Genomic DNA, 17,696 nt, shown 5'->3' on the forward strand with positions numbered 1-17,696 from the left:
CCCGAGAAGCGAGGTGTCCCCCGTGGCCGAGAAGCTCACGCCCGAGGTCCATGCGGCCTACGAGCGCATCCACGACTCCGAGGAGTTCACACAGCTCCGCAACAACTACCTGAGGTTCGTCGTCCCGATGACGGTCGGCTTCATGCTCTGGTACCTCCTGTACGTCGTGTGCTCGAACTGGGCGCCCGGCCTGATGGGCACCCAGGTGTTCGGGACGATCAACGTGGCCCTGCTGTTCGGGCTGCTGCAGTTCGTCACGACCTTCGGCATCGCCTGGGTCTACGCGCGCTACTCCGCGCGGGCGATGGACCCGATCGCCGCCGACCTCCTCGACGACTTCGAGCGGGAGGTCGGACGATGAACCGACCCGACGCGCTCCTCGCGGCCTCCGACTCCGGCAACCACCAGGCCCTCACCGGCACGCTGTTCGTCCTCGTCGTGCTCCTGACCGTCGGCATCACCTTCTGGGCGAGCCGCAACACCAAGACAGCCGCCGACTACTACGCGGGTGGCCGCTCGTTCAGCGGCTTCCAGAACGGCTTCGCCATCGGCGGCGACTACATGTCGGCGGCGTCGTTCCTCGGCATCTCCGGCGCGATCGCGCTGTCCGGCTACGACGGCTTCCTGTACTCGATCGGGTTCCTCGTGGCCTGGCTGGTGGCCCTGCTGCTCATCGCCGAGCTGCTGCGCAACTCCGGACGGTTCACGATGGCCGACCAGCTCGCCTACCGCATGCGCCAGACGCCCGTGCGCACCGCCGCCGCGACGTCGACCATCGTGGTCTCGATCTTCTACCTGCTGGCGCAGATGGTCGGCGCGGGTGCCCTCGTGGCCCTGCTGCTCGGCGTCGACTCCGCCGCGGCGAAGAACCTGACGATCGCCGGCGTCGGCGTGCTGATGATCGTGTACGTCGTCTTCGGCGGCATGAAGGGCACCACGTGGGTGCAGATCGTCAAGGCCGTGCTGCTGATGTTCGGCACGATCCTCATCTCCGCGCTCGTCCTGGCGAAGTTCGACTTCAACCTCTCCGACCTGCTCGGGACGGCCGCCGAGAACAGCGGCCAGGGCAGCGCCTTCCTCGAGCCCGGTCTCAAGTACGGCGTGAGCCTCACGAGCAAGATCGACTTCGTCTCGCTCGGCATCGCCCTCGTGCTGGGCACCGCCGGCCTGCCGCACATCCTCGTGCGCTTCTACACCGTCCCGACCGCCAAGCAGGCCCGCGTGTCGGTGCTGTGGGCCATCGGCATCATCGGCACGTTCTACCTGCTGACGCTCATCCTCGGCTTCGGCGCCGCGGCCCTCGTCACGGGAGACGCCAAGGAGCGCGTCGTCGAGTCGGGCGGCAACCTGGCCTCCCCGCTGCTGGCCGAGGCCGTGGGCGGCGGGTCGGGCACGACCGGGGGTGCGATCCTGCTCGCGCTGATCTCCGCCGTGGCGTTCGCGACGATCCTCGCCGTGGTCGCCGGGCTCACGCTCACGTCCGCCTCGTCGGTGGCGCACGACCTCTACGCCAGCGTGATCAAGAAGGGCGACGTCACGGGCGAGCAGGAGGTCAAGGTGGCCCGCATCGCGGCGTTCGTCATCGGCGGTGTCGCCATCGCCCTGGCCATCCCGGGGCAGAGCCTGAACGTCGCGTTCCTCGTGGCGCTCGCGTTCGCGGTGGCCGCGTCGGCGAACCTGCCGGCCCTGCTCTACAACCTGTTTTGGAAGCGCTTCAACACGCGCGGCGCCACGTGGAGCATCTACGGCGGCCTCGTCTCGGCCGTCGGCCTGGTGATCTTCAGCCCCGTCGTGTCGGGCTCGGAGACCGCCCTGTTGACGGACGTCGACTTCGCGTGGTTCCCGCTGCAGAACCCCGGCATCGTCTCAATCCCCTTCGGCTTCCTCATGGGCTGGCTGGGCACCGTCACGTCGAAGGAGACCGAGAGCGAGGCCCGCTTCGCGGAGCTGCAGGTGCGCTCGCTGACCGGCGCGGGCGCCGAGAAGTGAGCCGCCGACCCTGAGGCGCGGGCCGACGCCGGCCCGGGACGCACCAGCGCTCCCGGTGCCGGTGTCGGCCGCCGTCGAGCGTCCGGCGCCTCGCGGGACCAACCTCCCCGCAACCCCAGTTGAACGACCCTGTGACGTGCGCAACGATGCAAAGGTATCCCCCACCCGAGGAGAACTAGTGAGCGAGCACGGCATCAGCAACCTGTCCCGCGAGGACCGCGTCTTCGAGCCGCCGGCCGAGCTGGCCGCGCAGGCCAACGTCACCGCCGACGTCTACGACCGCGCCGCGCAGGACCGGCTCGGCTTCTGGGCCGACGCCGCGCGCCGCCTGACGTGGGGCACCGACTTCGACGAGGTGCTCGACTGGAGCAACCCGCCGTTCGCGCAGTGGTTCGTCGGCGGCAAGCTCAACGTCGCCTACAACTGCGTCGACCGCCACGTCGAGGCCGGCCACGGCGACAAGGTCGCCATCCACTTCGTCGGCGAGCCCGGCGACACCCGCGACCTCACCTACGCCGAGCTCAAGGACGAGGTCTCGAAGGCGGCGAACGCGATCGAGGAGCTCGGCGTCGAGGCCGGCGACCGCATCGCCATCTACATGCCGATGATCCCCGAGGCCGTGGTCGCCATGCTCGCCTCGGCCCGCGTGGGCGCCGTGCACACCGTCGTGTTCGGCGGGTTCTCCTCCGACGCGCTCGCCAGCCGCGTCGAGGACTGCGAGGCCAAGCTCGTCATCACCGCCGACGGCGGCTACCGTCGTGGGAAGCCGTCGTCGCTCAAGCCGGCCGTCGACGAGGCCCTGGCGAAGCTCGGCGACGCCTCGCCCGTCGAGAACGTGCTCGTGGTGCGCCGCACCGGCGAGGACGTGCCGTGGAACGGCGACGTCGACGTCTGGTGGCACGAGGTGGTCGACGAGTCCTCGACCGACCACCGGTTCACCGAGTTCGACAGCGAGCACCCGCTGTTCGTCATGTACACCTCCGGCACCACCGGCAAGCCCAAGGGCATCCTGCACACGTCGGCGGGCTACCTGACCCAGGCGGCGTACACGTTCTGGGCGACCTTCGACCACAAGGACGACGACGTCTACTGGTGCACGGCCGACGTCGGCTGGATCACCGGCCACTCCTACATCACCTACGGTCCGACGGCCAACGGCGCGACGCAGGTGCTCTACGAGGGCACGCCCGACACCCCGCACAAGGGTCGCTGGTGGGAGATCATCGCCGACAAGAAAGTCTCGCTGTTCTACACGGCGCCCACCGCCATCCGCACGTGCATGAAGTGGGGCGAGCAGATCCCCGCCGAGCACGACCTGTCGAGCCTGCGCGTGCTGGGCACGGTGGGCGAGTCCATCAACCCCGAGGCCTACGTCTGGTACCGCGAGAACATCGGCGGCGGCAGCGCCCCGATCGTCGACACCTGGTGGCAGACCGAGACCGGCGCCCACATGATCACCCCGCTGCCCGGCGTCACCGCCGCCAAGCCCGGATCGGCCATGACGGCGTTCCCGGGCGTCACCGCCGAGGTCGTCGACGACGCCGGCACTCCCGTGGGCAACGGCGAGGGCGGCTACCTCGTGATCACCGAGCCGTGGCCGTCGATGCTGCGCACCATCTGGGGCGACGACGACCGCTACGTCGAGACCTACTGGTCGCGGTTCAAGGCCCAGGGCTACTACTTCGCCGGCGACGGGGCGAAGAAGGACGACGACGGCGCCATCTGGCTGCTCGGACGCGTCGACGACGTCATGAACGTCTCGGGCCACCGACTGTCGACGACCGAGATCGAGTCGGCGCTCGTCTCGCACCCGAAGGTGGCCGAGGCGGCCGTCGTGGGCGCGGCCGACGAGACCACCGGCCAGGCCGTGTGCGCGTTCGTCATCCTGCGCGAGTCCGCAGGGGACGGTGGAGAGGACGTCGTGGCCGAGCTGCGCAACCACGTCGGCAAGGAGATCGGCCCGATCGCCAAGCCGCGCCAGGTCATGGTCGTGCCCGAGCTGCCCAAGACCCGCTCGGGCAAGATCATGCGCCGCCTGCTGCGCGACGTCGCCGAGAACCGCGAGGTCGGCGACGCGACGACGCTGGCCGACTCCTCCGTCATGGACCTCATCACCGCCGGCATGAGCGGCGCGAAGGCCGACGAGGACTGAGGCAGGCCTCCCGACGCCCCGCGACCCCCGGGTCGCGGGGCGTCGTGCGTGCAGGCGTCGCGTGGGGGTGTCCTCCAGGTGTCCTCGGACCGACAGGTGACGGCCAGGTTCCGTTCAGCGTCCTCTCACCCGGCCCGGACACGCTGGAGCCATGGACACCACCACCCGTCTCGACCTCGTGTTCTCCGCCTCCGTCATCGCCGGCGCCTCCGTGGCCGGCGTGCTCCTGCGTCTGCTCGGCGCCTGACCGCCCACGGCGTCGCCGGCCCCGGTGGCCGCGCGCACCACCGGCTCCCGCTTGTAGGCTCGGCCTCATGAGCGACCGTCAGCGAGCGAACCGCGAGCCCGTGCGACCGATGCTGCCCGAGCAGGACGAGCCGACCGTCGGCCGGCTGGTCGCCGACGCCAGTCGCGACATCTCCGCCCTCGTCCAGGCCGAGGTCGCCCTCGCCAAGAGCGAGCTCGTGGTGAGCGCGAAGGCCGGCGGCGTGGGCGCGGCTCTGTTCGCCGTGGCCGGCTTCCTCGGCCTGCTCGTCCTGATCTTCGTCTCGATCGCGTTCGCGTTCTTCCTGAGCATGACCGGTCTGCACCCCGCGTGGTGCTTCCTCATCGTCGCCGGCGTCTACGTGCTGCTGGCCGTCGTGCTCGTGCTCGTCGGCGTGCGGCTCATCAAGAAGATCCGTGCGCCGCAGAAGACCATCGACACGGCCAAGAAGATCCCCGGCGCCCTGAAGGGCCAGCACGCCGCTCCCCGGCGCTGACCCGCTGGCCCCTTCACCCGGGGGCCGGAACCGGTCGCGAAGCACGGGAATCCCAGCGATACCCGGAAAGCTCTCCGGGCCTGCGTGAGATTCCCACGCTCGGTGGAGATTCCCAGGTCGACCTGGGAATCTCGCGACGGGGGTCAGGCGGAGCGCCGCCCGACGAGGGCGACGACCACGCCCAGCACGGCGAGGACCGCGCCGCTGAGCGCCGTCCACACGAGCCAGCCGTCGAACGAGGTGACGCCGACGTCGGCGAGCGCGCGCACCAGCGCGGTCTGCAGGCCGTCGCCGGTGGAGGCGTCGACCGTCCGCTCGCGGGCCAGGCGGGCGAGCCCCGCGTCGAGGCCGGCGGCCGCCACGGGCAGCGCCACCAGTGCACCGACCGCCGCGACGAGACCCGCGGCCAGCGCGAGCCCCGGGGACTCATCGACCAGACGCAGCGCCCGCGCGTCGGGTCCGCCGGGCAGCTCGACCACGAGCCGGTCGGGGGCGTCGACGAGACCGTCGGTGCGCTCGGCCGCGAGCCGCGCCAGCGGCGCGAGGTCGAGGGGGACGGGCACCTGCCCCGAGGCCGCGGCGGGGTCGTCGAGCAGCGCGGCATGGGTGCGGCGCAGCGTCTGCGCCCACGCACCCGACAGCTGCGGGTCGTCGAACACGCGGTCGGTGGCCCGCTCGAGCAGCCGGCGCCCGGTCTCGGCCAGCTGCGCCGGCAGGCCGGCCTCGCGCTCGAGCCGCGTGGTCAGCAGGTCCGAGGCGGCGTCCTGCACCGCACCGTCGGTGACCACGTCGCGCGACAGCGAGACGAACCCGTCCTCGTCGGCCACCGACGCCGCCACCCACGCGGCCGGGAGCGCCACCGCGAGCGCGACGACCGCCACGAGCCCCGACACGGCCGCCAGGAACCCGCGCATCAGGCGCACCGTCCGGTGTCGACCTGCTGGGTCGCCGAGCGGCCGGCGCGCGCGTCGTCCTGCGCCTGCTCCGCGGTGACCGCGTAGCCGGTGGAGCTGTCGGAGATCGACGCCGCGAAGATGACGCCCAGCACGGTGCCCTCGGTCGAGACCAGCGGGCCGCCGGAGTTGCCGGACCGGACGAGGCTGCGCACGGAGAACGCCTCGCGCAGCACCTGCCCCCGGTCGTAGATGTCGGGGCTGCGCAGCGTGAGCTGGGAGCGGATACGCGCCGCCCGCGCGTCGAACGGCCCGTTCTCGGGGTAGCCGAGCACGGCCGCCTCCTGGCCTGCCGTCCCTTGCGTGTCGAAGCGCAGCGCCGGTACGCCGAGGTCGTCGGTGGCGATGACGGCGAGGTCGAGCTCGGGGTCGAAGACGACGACCCGCCCGTCGAGGCGACGCTCGCCCTCCACGGTGACCACCGGCTGGTCGACACCCGCGACGACGTGCGCGTTCGTCATGACCCGGCCCGGCGCGTAGACGAAGCCCGACCCCTCGATCCCCCGGCCGCACTCGGCGGAGCCCACGATCTTCACGACGCTGCGCGAGGCCTGCTGCACGCCCGGCTGGGACAGGGTGGCGGCGTCGGGCGGGCCGACGGCGGCGATCTCCTCGTCGGCGAACGGGTCGATGTAGCGCGGGAAGAGGTTGGCGTCGAGCGTGCGGCTGAACGCGCGCAGCGTGTCGGTGGCGGTCGACGGCATGACGTCGTTGACCTTCGCGAGCACGGTCGAGTCGCGTGCGGCCTTCGCCAGCCACGGGATCGAGGTGCCGCTGACCGCGTAGCCGAGCGCCCACGACGCGATGAGCACGCCGACGACGCTCAGGGCGGCCCCGCCGACGGCGTCGACCGTGCGCAGCGGGCCCGCGGTGAGCCCCCCGCGCAGGTCGGTGCCGATGTAGGTGCCGATGGCCTGGCCGATCGCGGCGGCACCGATGACCAGCCCGAGCGCCAGCAGCGACGTCGTCAGGGTGCCGTTCTGCCGGTCGAGCAGGTGCGGCACGACCCAGATGGCGCCGAGCCCGCCGAGGACGAGACCGGCGGTGGCGACCAGGTTGACCACGAAGCCCTGCAGGTAGCCGGAGACGGCGTACGCCACCACGACGACGGCGATGACGAGGTCGAGCGAGCTCACGGGCGCTCCTGGGGTGGGGTGGGCAGCGGGTGGACGACCGACTCGTCCCAGGGCTGGGCCCAGCCGAGCCGCTCGAACAGACGGGAGATGATGCCGGCCGTGAAGCCCCACAGCGGCATCTCGGTGCCGATCTCGAAGGCCGGCCCGCGCCACCCGGACGGGTGCTCGACGCTGAACCGCCGCTCGGGGTCGACCAGCAGGTGCAGCGGGTGGTGCAGGACGCGTCCCACCTCGGCCGTCGAGACGGCGGCCAGCTGTCGGGGCCTGCGCCAGTAGCCGAGGACCGGGGTGACCGCGAAATTGCTGGGCGGCAGCCAGAGCGTCGGCAGGATGCCGAACACCGTGACCTCGGCCGGGTCGAGCCCGACCTCCTCGTCGGCCTCGCGCAGCGCCGTGGCTGCGGCGTCGGCGTCGCCGGGGTCGCACGCGCCGCCCGGGAACGAGATCTGGCCGGCGTGGTTGCGCAGCGTCGGGGCTCGCTCGGTGAGCAGCAGCTCGGGCCCGTCGGGGCCGTCGGCGAAGCAGATGAGGACTGCGGCCGGACGGGCGTCGGCCGGCGGGTGCGGGAAGCGCGGCGCGAGCTGCTCGGCCTGCACGGAGCCGGCCAGCTCGGCGAGCGGGCGCAGCCACTCGGGCAGGCCGTCGGCCACGCCACCGGACGTCGGCGAGTCGGCGGAGGACTCAGGACTCACGGCTGCACCTCCAGGTGTCGACGGACGGCACCGGTCAGGTCGGCGTAGGAGGTGTACGGCACCCGCTCGGTGGCGACCATCCTGCCCTGCGCGTCGACGAAGACCGTCTGCGGCAGGCCGAGCACCCGGAAGGCACCGCGCGTGCGGAAGGTCGGGTCGGACAGCTGCGGGTAGGTGACGCCCGAGCGTCGGGCGAGCGCGACCGCGGCGTCGGGGTCGGCGTCGCGCACGTCGAGGCCGACGACCGTCAGCCGGTCGCCGGTGTCGCGGTCGAGCCGTGCGAGCAGGGGCAGCTCCTCGCGGCACGGCTTGCAGTTGCTCGCCCAGAAGTTGACGACCGCGGGACCCCGCAGCCGGGAGAGGTCGACGCTGCCGTCGCCGCCCAGGCACGGCAGCTCGAGCGCCGGCAGCGCACCGTCGCCCTCGGCGCCCGCGTCGGCGAGCGGAAGGTCGCTGCACGGACGCACGCCGGCGTCCTGCACGGCGCTGCGGACCGACGCCGACTGCGGGTCGCCGCCGTCGAGCGAGCCGCCGCCGAACGTCGGCTTGCCGCTGCTCGTGTCGACGTCGGAGCAGCCGGCCAGGAGCAGCGCGAGCACGGCGAGCGCGACGGCGAGGCGTCTCATGCGCGACCCTGCGTGGTGACGAGCCGCGCCGCCTCGACAGGATCGGTGGGACCGGTGCCGTACGCCGGGCACCAGTGCGCCACCGGGCACGCACCGCAGGCGGGCTTGCGCGCGTGGCAGCGACGTCGGCCGTGCCAGATCAGCCGGTGGCTGAGCATCGTCCAGTCGCGGCGCGGGAACAGCGCACCGACCGCGTGCTCGGTCTTGACCGGGTCCTTCGCGACGTCGTCGTCGACCCACTCGAAGCGGCGCACGAGCCGGGCGAAGTGCGTGTCGACGGTGAGGCCGGGCACGTCGAAGGCGTTGCCCAGCACCACGTTGGCCGTCTTGCGGCCGACGCCCGGCAGCGTGACGAGGTCGCGCAGCCGGGCCGGCACCTCGCCGTCGTACCGCTCGACGAGCGCGGCGGACAGACCGAGCACGCTGTCGGTCTTCGCCCGGTAGAAGCCGGTGGAGCGGATGATCTCCTCGACGGCCGTGCGATCGGCCGCCGCGAGCGCCGCGGCGTCGGGGTAGGCGGCGAACAGGGCGGGGGTGACGGCGTTGACCCGTCGATCGGTGGTCTGGGCGGAGAGTACGGTGGCCACGAGCAGCTCGAAGGGAGTGCGGAAGTCGAGCTCGCAGCCGGCCTCCGGATAGGTCTCGGCGAGCACCCGGTGGATCTTGCGCGCCCGGCGCACGAGACTCGTCGGCGGCTTCAGGGGAGCCTTGGGGGCGGCAGGTGGCACGCCGTCAGGGTACGTGGCGGCGCCGACACCGGCCCGGCGTGTGGCGTTCGAGCTCCTGGTAGGACAGACTGTGACCGAATCAACAGCCGAAAAGGATGCCCGTGAACGACGACGTGCTGCGCCAAGCGCCGCTCTTCTCTGGTCTCGACGACGACGCCGCAGGAGCCCTCGAGGCCTCGATGTCCCCGCTGAGCCTGAAGCGTGGCGAGGTCCTCTTCAACGAGGGTGACGACGGCAACCAGCTGTACGTCGTCACCGAGGGCAAGATCAAGCTCGGACGCACGTCGCCCGACGGTCGCGAGAACCTGCTCGCCATCCTCGGCCCCGGCCAGATGTTCGGCGAGCTGTCGTTCTTCGACCCCGGACCCCGCTCGGCCACCGCGACGTCGGTCACCGACGTCACCGTCCAGAGCCTGAGCCACGAAGCCCTCACGCCGGTGCTGTCCAGCCACGCCGAGGTCGCCCTGGCGCTGCTCAACCAGCTCGCCGGTCGCCTGCGTCGCACCAACGAGGTCGTCGGCGACCTGGTGTTCTCCGACGTTCCCGGTCGCGTCGCCAAGGCCCTCCTGGACCTCGCGAGCCGCTTCGGGCGCAAGGCCGAGGACGGCGTGCACGTCAACCACGACCTCACCCAGGAGGAGCTGGCCCAGCTCGTCGGCGCCTCCCGCGAGACCGTCAACAAGGCGCTCGCCGACTTCGCGTCCCGCGGCTGGCTGCGCCTCGAGCCCCGCTCCGTCGTCATCCTCGACCTCGAACGCCTCCAGCGCCGCGCCCGCTGAGCCCGTCGCGACGAGCCCCCGACCGTGTGGTCGGGGGCTCGTGGCGTTGGGGGGTCCTTGCGGGTGCGAGGGGGCGGCTTCGACTCGGCCTGCGGCTGCGTCGGTGCGGGTTCTCGCTCGGGTGGGGCTGCGCCGGCGCGGCTTCTCCTGGACCTGCTCTTCGAAAGCGCCTCGACCGGGCGGCTGGGTGGCGCGGCGGCTCGGGTACTCGGGCTGCGGGCCGCGTGGGACGCAAGATTCTGCGTTCTTGCCCCGAGCGGTGTCAGACGTGGCAGCGCTTCTCCCTTCTCGTGGACCGTGCCACGAGAAGGGAGAAGCACTGCCCACCCCACCCCCAAGTGCACCCAAGATTCTTCATTCGCGCGCAGAAGGCCGAACGCTTCTGCGTTCACGACGGGATCCCGTAGCAAACGCAGACTCCTTGGCCTTCCGCACACGAACGCAGAATCCTGCGTCCACCCCGAGCGCAACCCACAGCCCGAGATCCCAGACCAGCGCGGTCGCCAGCCGTCCGGTCGAGGCCCTTGCGGAGCCCACACCCAGCGCCAGTTGAGGCAGCGCACCACCTAGCCCAGATCCCCTACGCCAGCGCACCAGCAGGTCCAGACCCCCAGAGCAGCGCAGCCGCAGCCACGCAGCCCCCAGCCTCTACAACACCCCCCGCGGCCTGAACTGGACGCTGATGCGGGGACCGACGGGCTTGGCGGTCTTGAGGACGGCGTGCTCCCAGGTCCGTTGGCAGGAGCCGCCCATGACGAGGAGGTCGCCGTGGCCGACGACGAAGCCGATGGTGTCGCCGGCGCCGTGGTCGACGGGGCGCAGGCTGAGGCGGCGGGGCGCACCGAGGGACAGGATGGCGACCATGGTGTCCTCGGCCCGACCTCGACCGATGCGGTCGCCGTGCCAGGCGACGCTGTCGCGGCCGTCGCGGTAGTAGCAGAGGCCGGCGGTGACGAACTCCTCGCCGAGCTCGTCAGCGTAGTGCGCGTTCAGGGCGGCGCGGGCGGCGTCGAGCGCCGGGGGCGGGAGGGTGTCGGCGGCGCCGAAGTGCGCGAGCAGACGCGGGACGTCGACCGTCTCGTCGTACATCTGGCGACGCTCGGCCCGCCAGCGCACCTCCGTCTGCAAGGAGAGGAACAGCGGGTCGGCGCCCTGCACCCAGCCGGGACGGACGTCGACCCAGGCACCGTGCGTCAGCTCGCGACGCTGCACCGCAGCACCCAACGAGCCGACGACCGCCTCGTCGCCGACGTCGAGCAGCGAACCCTGGAACCACACCCCAGCAGGATAGGCTGGTTCGAACAGATGTTCTAGGTGCGACGCGCGCGGCGCGGTCCGATCCGCTGCGCGGGTCCCACTAGGCTGCTCCCATGAGCGCCTGGGACGCCCTGCTGGACCGGGTCGACGAGATCGTCGACACGCGCGCCGCCGTCGACGCCGAGGTGCAGTCCGAGCTCACCGAGCTTCTCCTCGGGGCCATGCGCGACGGCACCGCCGACCGCGAGCTCGACCCCGGCGAGGCGGGCCTCTGGCTCGCCGCGCTGCTGCGGACGCACGCCGACGTGCAGGACGCCGGAGAGCGTCGTGCCGACGACGCCCTGAGCACCCTGCGGGTCATCATCACCCGCTGGCTGCACCCCGGACGTCTCGACCAGGCGCCGCCGACCTTCGGCGCCTGAGGTCTACCAGCCCGCCCGGGCTCGGCGTCGACGTCCCGGGATGCGGGACGCCCGTGCCCGCGCGCGCCGCCGACGCACCCTGTCGGGCATGAGTGAACTCACGAACGTCCCCGACGACGACTCCCGTCACCGTGAGCGGACGGTCGACGACGCCCGCCGCTTCCACCTCTCCGAGGACTGGCTGGCGACCGTCGTCGGCCTGACCCTCGTCGTCCTCACGGCAGCCGGCGTGGTCACCGAGAGCTGGTTGCCGCTGTGAGCGCCGCGTCGCCGTCGCCGCAGAGGTCGGTCGTCGAGTTCGGCGGGGGCTTCAGGCCGACGACGTTCCTCGCGGGGCTCGTCGTCGTGGTCGCCACGGGCGTCGGGGCGCGCCTGCTGACGGAGAACGTGCCCACGTGGCTCGAGGACACCGCGCTCGCCGACGCCGGCGCGGCGATCGAGTACCCCGTGTACGCGATCGCGCTCGGCCTGCTGGTCAACGCGGCCCTGTCGGCGGCGGGCGTCCGCGACCGGATCGCGTCGGGGTTCCGCACCGAGTTCTTCATCAAGACCGGGCTCGTCGTCCTGGGCGCGACGGTGGTGCTGTCCGTCATCGCCCGGGCCGCCGGCCCCGCGATCCTGCAGGGGCTGCTGCTGATCTCGGGCGTGTTCGCCTTCACCTGGTGGTTCGCGGGGCGGCTCGGGCTCGACGACCGGCTGCGCGCCCTGCTGGCGTCGGCCGTCGCGATCTGCGGGGTGAGCGCCGCCATCGCCGCGGCCGGTGCCGTGCGCGCCCGCAAGGAGCAGCTCGCCTACACCGCGAGCCTGGTCATCCTCTTCGCGCTGCCGTCGATCTTCGTGCTGCCATGGCTGGCCGACCTGCTGGACCTCTCCCCCGCCGTCACGGGCGCGTGGCTGGGCGGCAACATCGACACGACGGCCGCCGTGACGGCCGCGGGCACGATCGCGGGCGAGGAGCCGCTGCAGATCGCGTCGGTCGTGAAGCTGACGCAGAACGCGCTGATCGGGTTCGTCGCCGTGGGCCTGACCGCCTGGTTCGCGTTCAAGGTCGAGCGCGACCCTGACGGCGAGCGACCCCGCGCGATCGAGCTGTGGCACCGCTTCCCGAAGTTCGTGATCGGGTTCGTGACCGCCTCGGTGATCGCGACGCTGTACCTCGAGGGGGCGTCCGAGGCGCGCGCCGAGGAGTTCGAGACCGTCGTCAAGGGTCTGCGCGACTACGCGCTGATCCTCGCCTTCGTCTCGATCGGGCTGGAGTTCAAGGTCTCGTCCCTGCGCGAGGCGGGATGGCGTCCGATCGGCGTGTTCGCGGCCGCCACGGTGGTCAACATCGTGCTGGCGCTGGCCCTCGCCTCCGTGCTGTTCGCGGGGTTCACGATCTGACGTCGGACCCGCAGCCCGCCCCGACGTGACGACGTCCCGGACCCGTCGGTCCGGGACGTCGCCACGCGGTCACTGCTGCTTCTCGTCCGAGGCCGGCTCGGCACTGCTGTCGGTCGGCTCGACGACGAGCGCGAAGTCGCCGTCGTGCTCCTCGACGCCGACGACCACCGCGCCCTCGACCGCCTCCTGGCCGAGGCGGTGCCGCACGACGACGGGGTCGCTCTGCAGGTCCTTCCACAGCGAGACGCAGAGCGCGACCATGACGAACACGAACGGCACCGACGCGACGATGGTGATGTTCTGCAGGCCGGTCAACGCGTCGGACCCGCCGATCACGAGCATGATCGCGGCCACGGCACCCGTCAGCGCACCCCAGAAGATGACCGAGACGCGGCTCGGCTCCGTGGCGCCGCGCTCGCTGAGCGTGCCCATGACGATCGAGGCGGCGTCGGCGCCGGAGACGAAGAAGATTCCGACGAGGACCATGACGAGCACCGACGTGATGCCCGCCGCGGGGTACTTCTCCAGCAGCTGGAAGAGCGCGAAGTCCGAGGCGACGGAGCCGTCGGAGCCGATGAGGCCGCCGCTGGCGCGCTGCTCGAAGATCGCGGACCCGCCGAAGACGGCGAACCAGACGAGGCTCACGAGCGTGGGCACGAGGAGCACGCCGGTCACGAACTCGCGGATCGTGCGGCCGCGGCTGATGCGGGCGATGAACATGCCGACGAACGGCGTCCACGAGACCCACCAGGCCCAGTAGAAGATCGTCCAGCTCGACAGCCAGGCCTCCATCGCCTGGTCGCCGCTGGCGGCCGTGCGCGACGCCATCTCCGTCATCTGGGAGGCGTAGTCGCCCAACGTGGTCGGCAGCATGTTGAGGATGAACAGCGTCGGTCCGACGACGAACACGAACACGGCGAGGGCGAGCGCCAGCACCATGTTGGTGTTGGACAGCCACTGGATGCCGCGCTCGATGCCGGAGACGGCCGACAGGATGAACAGCACCGTCAGCACGGTGATGATGGCGACGAGGGCGATCTTGCCGGGCTGGTCGATCCAGCCGTTGAACTGCAGGCCGGCGCCGATCTGCAGGGCGCCGAGGCCGAGGCTCGCGGCGGAGCCGAAGAGGGTCGCGAAGATGGCCAGGATGTCGATGACGCGCCCGGCGGGACCCTCGGCACGGCGCCCGATCAGCGGGCGGAACGCCGAGGAGATGAGCTGCGAGCGGCCCTTGCGGAAGGTGCCGTAGGCGATGGCGATGCCCACCACCGCGTAGATGGCCCAGGGGTGCAGGCCCCAGTGGAACATCGTCGAGGCCATGGCGCTCTGCAGCGCCTCCTCGCTCTGCGGCTCACCGGTGCCCGGCGGCGGCGAAGCGAAGTGCGACAACGGCTCGGCGACGCCCCAGAACATCAGGCCGATGCCCATGCCGGCGCTGAACATCATGGCGATCCAGGAGACCGTGCGGAACTCCGGCTTCTCGTCGTCCTCGCCGAGCGGGACCCGGCCGTACTTCGAGGCGGCGAGCCACAGCACGAAGAGGACGAAGAACGACGCGACCAGCACGAAGAACCAGCCGGTGTTGACGATCACCCAGGAGCGGGAGGCGTCGGAGGCCGCCTTGAGCCCGTCGGTGCTCACCAGGCCCCACACGACGAAGGCGATCGCGACCGCGCCCGTCACCCCGAAGACCACGGGGTCGATCCTGGTCCGCCATCGCGCCTGCGGCGCATGCTCGTGCTCGGTGCGGGTACTCATGAGGCACCACCTCTTCCCTCGGTGAAGTCGTCGTCAGCTCGGTCGTCGTACGTTCGTCCGGTCGCCCCGCACGGGTAGGTGCGTGGGAAAACCTTTCGACCATACCGAGGACGACGCGCGATGGCGAACCTGCGCCGCGCCTCGTGGCGGGCGTCACGCCCCGACGGGCTGGTGACGCCAGGCGTCAGACGTGGCTGCCGCGCAGCTGCGCGAGGTAGACGAGCGCAGCGACCGTCCCGGCGAGGTTGAGCAGCGAGAGCGGCGCCCAGAAGACGGCGTGCGCGACGACGGCGAGGCCCAGGATCACGAGCCAGGTGTTCTTGGGCAGGGAGTCGGCGACGCTGAAGCGTCCGGCGTCGCGCAGCACGCAGTCGACGAGCGCGAACGCCTTGACGGCGAACAGCACGAGCGACAGCAGGAGCATCAGGCTGGACTGGACCTCGAACACGTCTGGACCCTACCGCCAGACGCCGAACGGCGGGCCCCCGTCGCCGGGAGCCCGCCGTCGCGGGTGGTGCTGGTGGCCGATCAGGACTGCGTGCTGCTGTCGCTGGAGCCGGTGCTGCTGGCCGTCGTCTTCTTGGCGGGCGCCTTCTTCGCGGGCGCCTTCTTGGCCGTCGACGTGGTCTTCTTGGCGGCCGTCGACGTCTTCTTCGCCGGCGTCGACGTGGTCTTCTTGGCCGTCGAGCTGGTCTTCTTGGCCGCGGTCGAGGTCTTCTTCGCCGGGGTCGTCTTCTTCGCGGCCGACGTCTTCGCGGCGGTGGTCTTCTTGGCCGTCGACGTCTTCTTGGCGGCGGTCTTCTTGGCGGTGCTCGCGGTCGAGGTCGTCTTCGCGGGCGCCTTCTTGGCGGTCTCGGTGGCCTTCGTGGCGGTGGAGCGTGCGGCGGCCGACGTCTTGGCCGGAGCCTTCTTGGCCTGCTCCTTGGTGGTCGGGGCCTTCTTCGTCACCTTGGCGACCGTGGCCTGGGCGTCGGCGACGATGTCCTCGGCGCGCTTCTGCACGTCCTCGGCGACGTCCTCGGCGGCCTTGCGGGCCTCCTTGATGTTCTTCTTGGCGTCCTTGCGCAGCGCGTCGAGCAGCTTCTCGCCGCGCTTCTGGACGTCCTCGAGCTTCAGGGCGCGCGCCTGGGCGACGAACTCCTCGCCCTTCTGCACGAGCTCGGCGTAGCCCTCCTGGACCTCGGCGCGGGCGGAGCCGACGAGGCCGGTGGCCTGCGAGCGGAGGTCGTCGAGCTCGACCTTGCGGAGGGTCTCGGTGAGGTTCTTGACCTCGTCGACGAGAGTCTTGACCTGGGCGTTGATCTGGTCGGTGATGCTCATGGGGGTGTCTCCTCGGATGAAGTGTCGGAGTTGGCTTCGGTGACCGTCTCGGCCAGCGTCTCGTCGGTCGCCACGTCGGCGCCGACGAACGAGCGGTAGATGTCCAGCAGTGCCGTCTTCTGCCGCTCGGTCAGGCGCGGGTCGAGGGCGATGGCGTCCTCGACCATGCGCGCGCCGGACTCGTCGACGTCGATGAGCCCCGCTCGTACGTAGAGCGACTCGGCCGAGATGCGCAGTGCCTTCGCGATCTGCTGGAGGACCTCCGCCGAGGGTCGGCGCACGCCCCGCTCGATCTGGCTGAGGTACGGGTTCGAGACCTCGGACTTCTCCGCCAGCTGTCGCAGGGACATCTGTGCCTGGCGTCGCTGCTCGCGCAGGTAGTCGCCGAGGGTCTCGACGGCTCCTCCCACGTGCAGCTTGGCCATGTCTCCAGTCTGCTTGCAAATGCAAGCATCTGCAAGCAGGGTTGCATGCGAGACGTCTCACACGCCGTCGCCCACGGTCCGGTCAGGTCAGGTCAGAGGACGGGGCGCACCTCGCCGACGGGACGTCCACCGCCCAGGACGACCGGACGCTCGCGGAGCAGGTCGGCGTCGACCCCCGCCAGCTCCAGGGCGCGGTGCAGCACGACGAACAGCGGCCGCTCGCCGCCGTCCTCGATCTTCACCGCGAGAGCGGAACCGTCGGCGAGGCCCGCGACGACGACGCTCTCGGCGCCGGACTTCACGAGCGAGCCCGGCACGGCCCGCGCCAGGGCGAGGTCGGGGCGTCGCGTGCCGCTGACCTGCTCGGGGTGCGCGACCATCGCGTCGGCCACCCGGCGCTCGGCGCTGCCCGGCTCGGCCCTCATGAGCCGGCCGACCCCGCGGGCCAGCCGCTCGAGCGACGTCGCCAGCAGGGGCGCGCCGCAGCCGTCGACGCCGACCACGTCGGGCGGCCCGACGAGCTCGGTGAAGGTCGCCGTGATCGCCCGCTGCACCGGGTGGTCGGGGTCGAGGTAGTCGTGGGTGGACCAACCGCGCTGGACGCAGGTCAAAAGCATCGCCGCGTGCTTGCCCGAGCAGTCCATCCGGATCGGCAGCCGGCCCTCGCCGGCCCGCAGCACGGCGGCGTGCTCGTGCGGGTCGACCGGGTACGACGGCGGGGTCTGCAGCGCCGACTCGTCGAGGTCGCCGCGCGCCAGGATCTCGCGGACGCCCTCGAGGTGGAACGGCTCGGCGGAGTGGCTCGCGGCGGCCAGGGCCAGCAGTCGCGGCTCCAGGTCGAGACCCTCCCGCACGAGACCAGCGGCCTGGAACGGTTTGTTCGTCGACCGGGGGAACACGACGGTGCCGGGGTCGCCGATCGACCACACGGTCTGCCCGTCCGGGTCGACCCGCACGGCCGTCCCCCGATGACGGCTCTCCACGAGCCCTGACCGCACGACCTCGGCGACGACGTCGTCATAGATCGACTGCTGGATCAGCAGGCGGCTGCCGGCCGAGCAGGTCTGCCCGGTGTTCTGAACGATGGCCTTGCAGGCGATCGGCACGAAAGCCTCGATATCGGCGTCCTCGAAGACGATCTGAGGCGACTTGCCGCCGAGTTCGAGGGTGACCGGCACCAGGTTCTTCGCAGCATTGGCCATGACCAGCTTTCCGACGGTCGCGCTGCCGGTGAAGACGAGGTGGTCAAAAGGCAGCGACGTCAGCCGATCAGCGACCTCCGGGCCGCCGGTCACCACCGCGACCTCCACGGGGT

General features: G+C 71.6%; 19 protein-coding genes. 8 read left to right on the forward strand and 11 right to left on the reverse strand.

All coding sequences use genetic code 11. The features are described from left to right. Positions 1–22 precede the first annotated feature (22 nt). The 4 genes from A6Q81_RS06430 to A6Q81_RS06445 all read left to right on the forward strand — a co-directional run bounded on the left by A6Q81_RS06430 (position 23) and on the right by A6Q81_RS06445 (position 4,902). The gene (locus A6Q81_RS06430; protein ID WP_067860058.1) at positions 23–361 is read left to right on the forward strand and encodes a DUF485 domain-containing protein; all 339 of its coding nucleotides are present in this window, start codon (positions 23–25) and stop codon (positions 359–361) included. Next, positions 358–1,989, forward strand: coding sequence for a monocarboxylic acid transporter (locus A6Q81_RS06435; RefSeq protein WP_067860060.1), 1,632 nt, complete (start codon positions 358–360; stop codon positions 1,987–1,989). The genes A6Q81_RS06430 and A6Q81_RS06435 overlap by 4 nt, the downstream gene beginning before the upstream one ends. A gap of 178 nt (positions 1,990–2,167) precedes the next feature. Further along, the gene (acs, locus tag A6Q81_RS06440; RefSeq protein WP_286689889.1) at positions 2,168–4,141 is read left to right on the forward strand and encodes an acetate--CoA ligase; all 1,974 of its coding nucleotides are present in this window, start codon (positions 2,168–2,170) and stop codon (positions 4,139–4,141) included. Positions 4,142–4,455: 314 nt separating this feature from the next. After that, positions 4,456–4,902, forward strand: a complete 447-nt coding sequence (locus A6Q81_RS06445) for a phage holin family protein (protein WP_286689890.1) — start codon at positions 4,456–4,458, stop codon at positions 4,900–4,902. Between the two features lie 143 nt (positions 4,903–5,045). On the opposite strand, the gene A6Q81_RS06450 is transcribed toward A6Q81_RS06445, so the two are convergent. The 5 genes from A6Q81_RS06450 to nth are packed head-to-tail and all read right to left on the reverse strand — an operon-like array spanning position 5,046 to position 9,037. Then, positions 5,046–5,816: a hypothetical protein gene (locus tag A6Q81_RS06450; RefSeq protein WP_286689891.1), complete on the reverse strand. Its 771-nt coding sequence runs from the start codon at positions 5,814–5,816 to the stop codon at positions 5,046–5,048. Then, on the reverse strand, positions 5,816–6,991 hold the full coding sequence (locus tag A6Q81_RS06455) for a MarP family serine protease (RefSeq protein WP_067860066.1): 1,176 nt from the start codon (positions 6,989–6,991) through the stop codon (positions 5,816–5,818). The genes A6Q81_RS06450 and A6Q81_RS06455 overlap by 1 nt, the downstream gene beginning before the upstream one ends. Beyond that, positions 6,988–7,683 (reverse strand): NUDIX hydrolase, encoded by a 696-nt coding sequence (locus A6Q81_RS06460; RefSeq protein WP_286689892.1) that lies wholly within the window; start codon positions 7,681–7,683, stop codon positions 6,988–6,990. The genes A6Q81_RS06455 and A6Q81_RS06460 overlap by 4 nt, the downstream gene beginning before the upstream one ends. Further along, positions 7,680–8,309, reverse strand: coding sequence for a TlpA family protein disulfide reductase (locus A6Q81_RS06465; protein ID WP_286689893.1), 630 nt, complete (start codon positions 8,307–8,309; stop codon positions 7,680–7,682). The genes A6Q81_RS06460 and A6Q81_RS06465 overlap by 4 nt, the downstream gene beginning before the upstream one ends. After that, positions 8,306–9,037 (reverse strand): endonuclease III, encoded by a 732-nt coding sequence (nth, locus tag A6Q81_RS06470; protein WP_286689894.1) that lies wholly within the window; start codon positions 9,035–9,037, stop codon positions 8,306–8,308. The genes A6Q81_RS06465 and nth overlap by 4 nt, the downstream gene beginning before the upstream one ends. A 101-nt stretch (positions 9,038–9,138) precedes the next feature. Here nth and A6Q81_RS06475 point away from each other — a divergent pair, with 101 nt between their 5' ends. Next, positions 9,139–9,816, forward strand: a complete 678-nt coding sequence (locus A6Q81_RS06475; RefSeq protein ID WP_370189078.1) for a Crp/Fnr family transcriptional regulator — start codon at positions 9,139–9,141, stop codon at positions 9,814–9,816. A gap of 648 nt (positions 9,817–10,464) precedes the next feature. Here the strand turns inward: A6Q81_RS06475 and A6Q81_RS06480 are convergent. Next, complete coding sequence (locus A6Q81_RS06480; protein ID WP_286689895.1) at positions 10,465–11,094, reverse strand: alpha-ketoglutarate-dependent dioxygenase AlkB; 630 nt, start codon at positions 11,092–11,094, stop codon at positions 10,465–10,467. 92 nt (positions 11,095–11,186) lie between these two features. Between A6Q81_RS06480 and A6Q81_RS06485 the strand changes: the two genes are divergently transcribed. The 3 genes from A6Q81_RS06485 (at position 11,187) to A6Q81_RS06495 (ending at position 12,878) form a co-directional block, all read left to right on the forward strand. After that, positions 11,187–11,495, forward strand: coding sequence for a hypothetical protein (locus tag A6Q81_RS06485; protein ID WP_286689896.1), 309 nt, complete (start codon positions 11,187–11,189; stop codon positions 11,493–11,495). 88 nt (positions 11,496–11,583) lie between these two features. Continuing rightward, positions 11,584–11,754 (forward strand): hypothetical protein, encoded by a 171-nt coding sequence (locus tag A6Q81_RS06490; protein ID WP_286689897.1) that lies wholly within the window; start codon positions 11,584–11,586, stop codon positions 11,752–11,754. Further along, positions 11,751–12,878, forward strand: coding sequence for a YeiH family protein (locus tag A6Q81_RS06495; RefSeq protein ID WP_286689898.1), 1,128 nt, complete (start codon positions 11,751–11,753; stop codon positions 12,876–12,878). The genes A6Q81_RS06490 and A6Q81_RS06495 overlap by 4 nt, the downstream gene beginning before the upstream one ends. A 69-nt stretch (positions 12,879–12,947) precedes the next feature. Here A6Q81_RS06495 and A6Q81_RS06500 read toward each other — a convergent pair whose 3' ends face one another. The 5 genes from A6Q81_RS06500 to A6Q81_RS06520 form a co-directional block, all read right to left on the reverse strand. Further along, positions 12,948–14,636 (reverse strand): BCCT family transporter, encoded by a 1,689-nt coding sequence (locus tag A6Q81_RS06500; protein ID WP_286689899.1) that lies wholly within the window; start codon positions 14,634–14,636, stop codon positions 12,948–12,950. A 184-nt stretch (positions 14,637–14,820) separates the two neighbouring features. Next, complete coding sequence (locus A6Q81_RS06505) at positions 14,821–15,084, reverse strand: DUF2516 family protein (protein ID WP_067860083.1); 264 nt, start codon at positions 15,082–15,084, stop codon at positions 14,821–14,823. An 80-nt stretch (positions 15,085–15,164) separates the two neighbouring features. Continuing rightward, positions 15,165–15,956, reverse strand: coding sequence for a hypothetical protein (locus A6Q81_RS06510; protein ID WP_067860085.1), 792 nt, complete (start codon positions 15,954–15,956; stop codon positions 15,165–15,167). Then, positions 15,953–16,381: a helix-turn-helix domain-containing protein gene (locus A6Q81_RS06515; protein ID WP_067860087.1), complete on the reverse strand. Its 429-nt coding sequence runs from the start codon at positions 16,379–16,381 to the stop codon at positions 15,953–15,955. Before A6Q81_RS06515 ends, A6Q81_RS06510 begins: the two co-directional genes overlap by 4 nt. Before the next feature lie 92 nt (positions 16,382–16,473). Then, on the reverse strand, positions 16,474–17,696 hold a 1,223-nt coding region (locus A6Q81_RS06520), incomplete at its 5' end, for an aldehyde dehydrogenase family protein (RefSeq protein WP_286689900.1).

It is taken from the genome of Aeromicrobium sp. REDSEA-S38_B2 (assembly GCF_001628525.1).
GTDB classification, from domain to species: Bacteria; Actinomycetota; Actinomycetes; order Propionibacteriales; family Nocardioidaceae; genus Aeromicrobium; species Aeromicrobium erythreum.

Coding starts and splice junctions, on each gene's coding strand:
- A6Q81_RS06500 (WP_286689899.1), bottom strand. CDS start 14,636: ATGAGTACCCGCACCGAGCACGAGCATGCGCCGCAGGCGCGATGGCGG.
- A6Q81_RS06435 (WP_067860060.1), top strand. CDS start 358: ATGAACCGACCCGACGCGCTCCTCGCGGCCTCCGACTCCGGCAACCAC.
- A6Q81_RS06510 (WP_067860085.1), bottom strand. CDS start 15,956: ATGAGCATCACCGACCAGATCAACGCCCAGGTCAAGACTCTCGTCGAC.
- A6Q81_RS06485 (WP_286689896.1), top strand. CDS start 11,187: ATGAGCGCCTGGGACGCCCTGCTGGACCGGGTCGACGAGATCGTCGAC.
- A6Q81_RS06490 (WP_286689897.1), top strand. CDS start 11,584: ATGAGTGAACTCACGAACGTCCCCGACGACGACTCCCGTCACCGTGAG.
- A6Q81_RS06450 (WP_286689891.1), bottom strand. CDS start 5,816: ATGCGCGGGTTCCTGGCGGCCGTGTCGGGGCTCGTGGCGGTCGTCGCG.
- A6Q81_RS06445 (WP_286689890.1), top strand. CDS start 4,456: ATGAGCGACCGTCAGCGAGCGAACCGCGAGCCCGTGCGACCGATGCTG.
- A6Q81_RS06515 (WP_067860087.1), bottom strand. CDS start 16,381: ATGGCCAAGCTGCACGTGGGAGGAGCCGTCGAGACCCTCGGCGACTAC.
- A6Q81_RS06465 (WP_286689893.1), bottom strand. CDS start 8,309: ATGAGACGCCTCGCCGTCGCGCTCGCCGTGCTCGCGCTGCTCCTGGCC.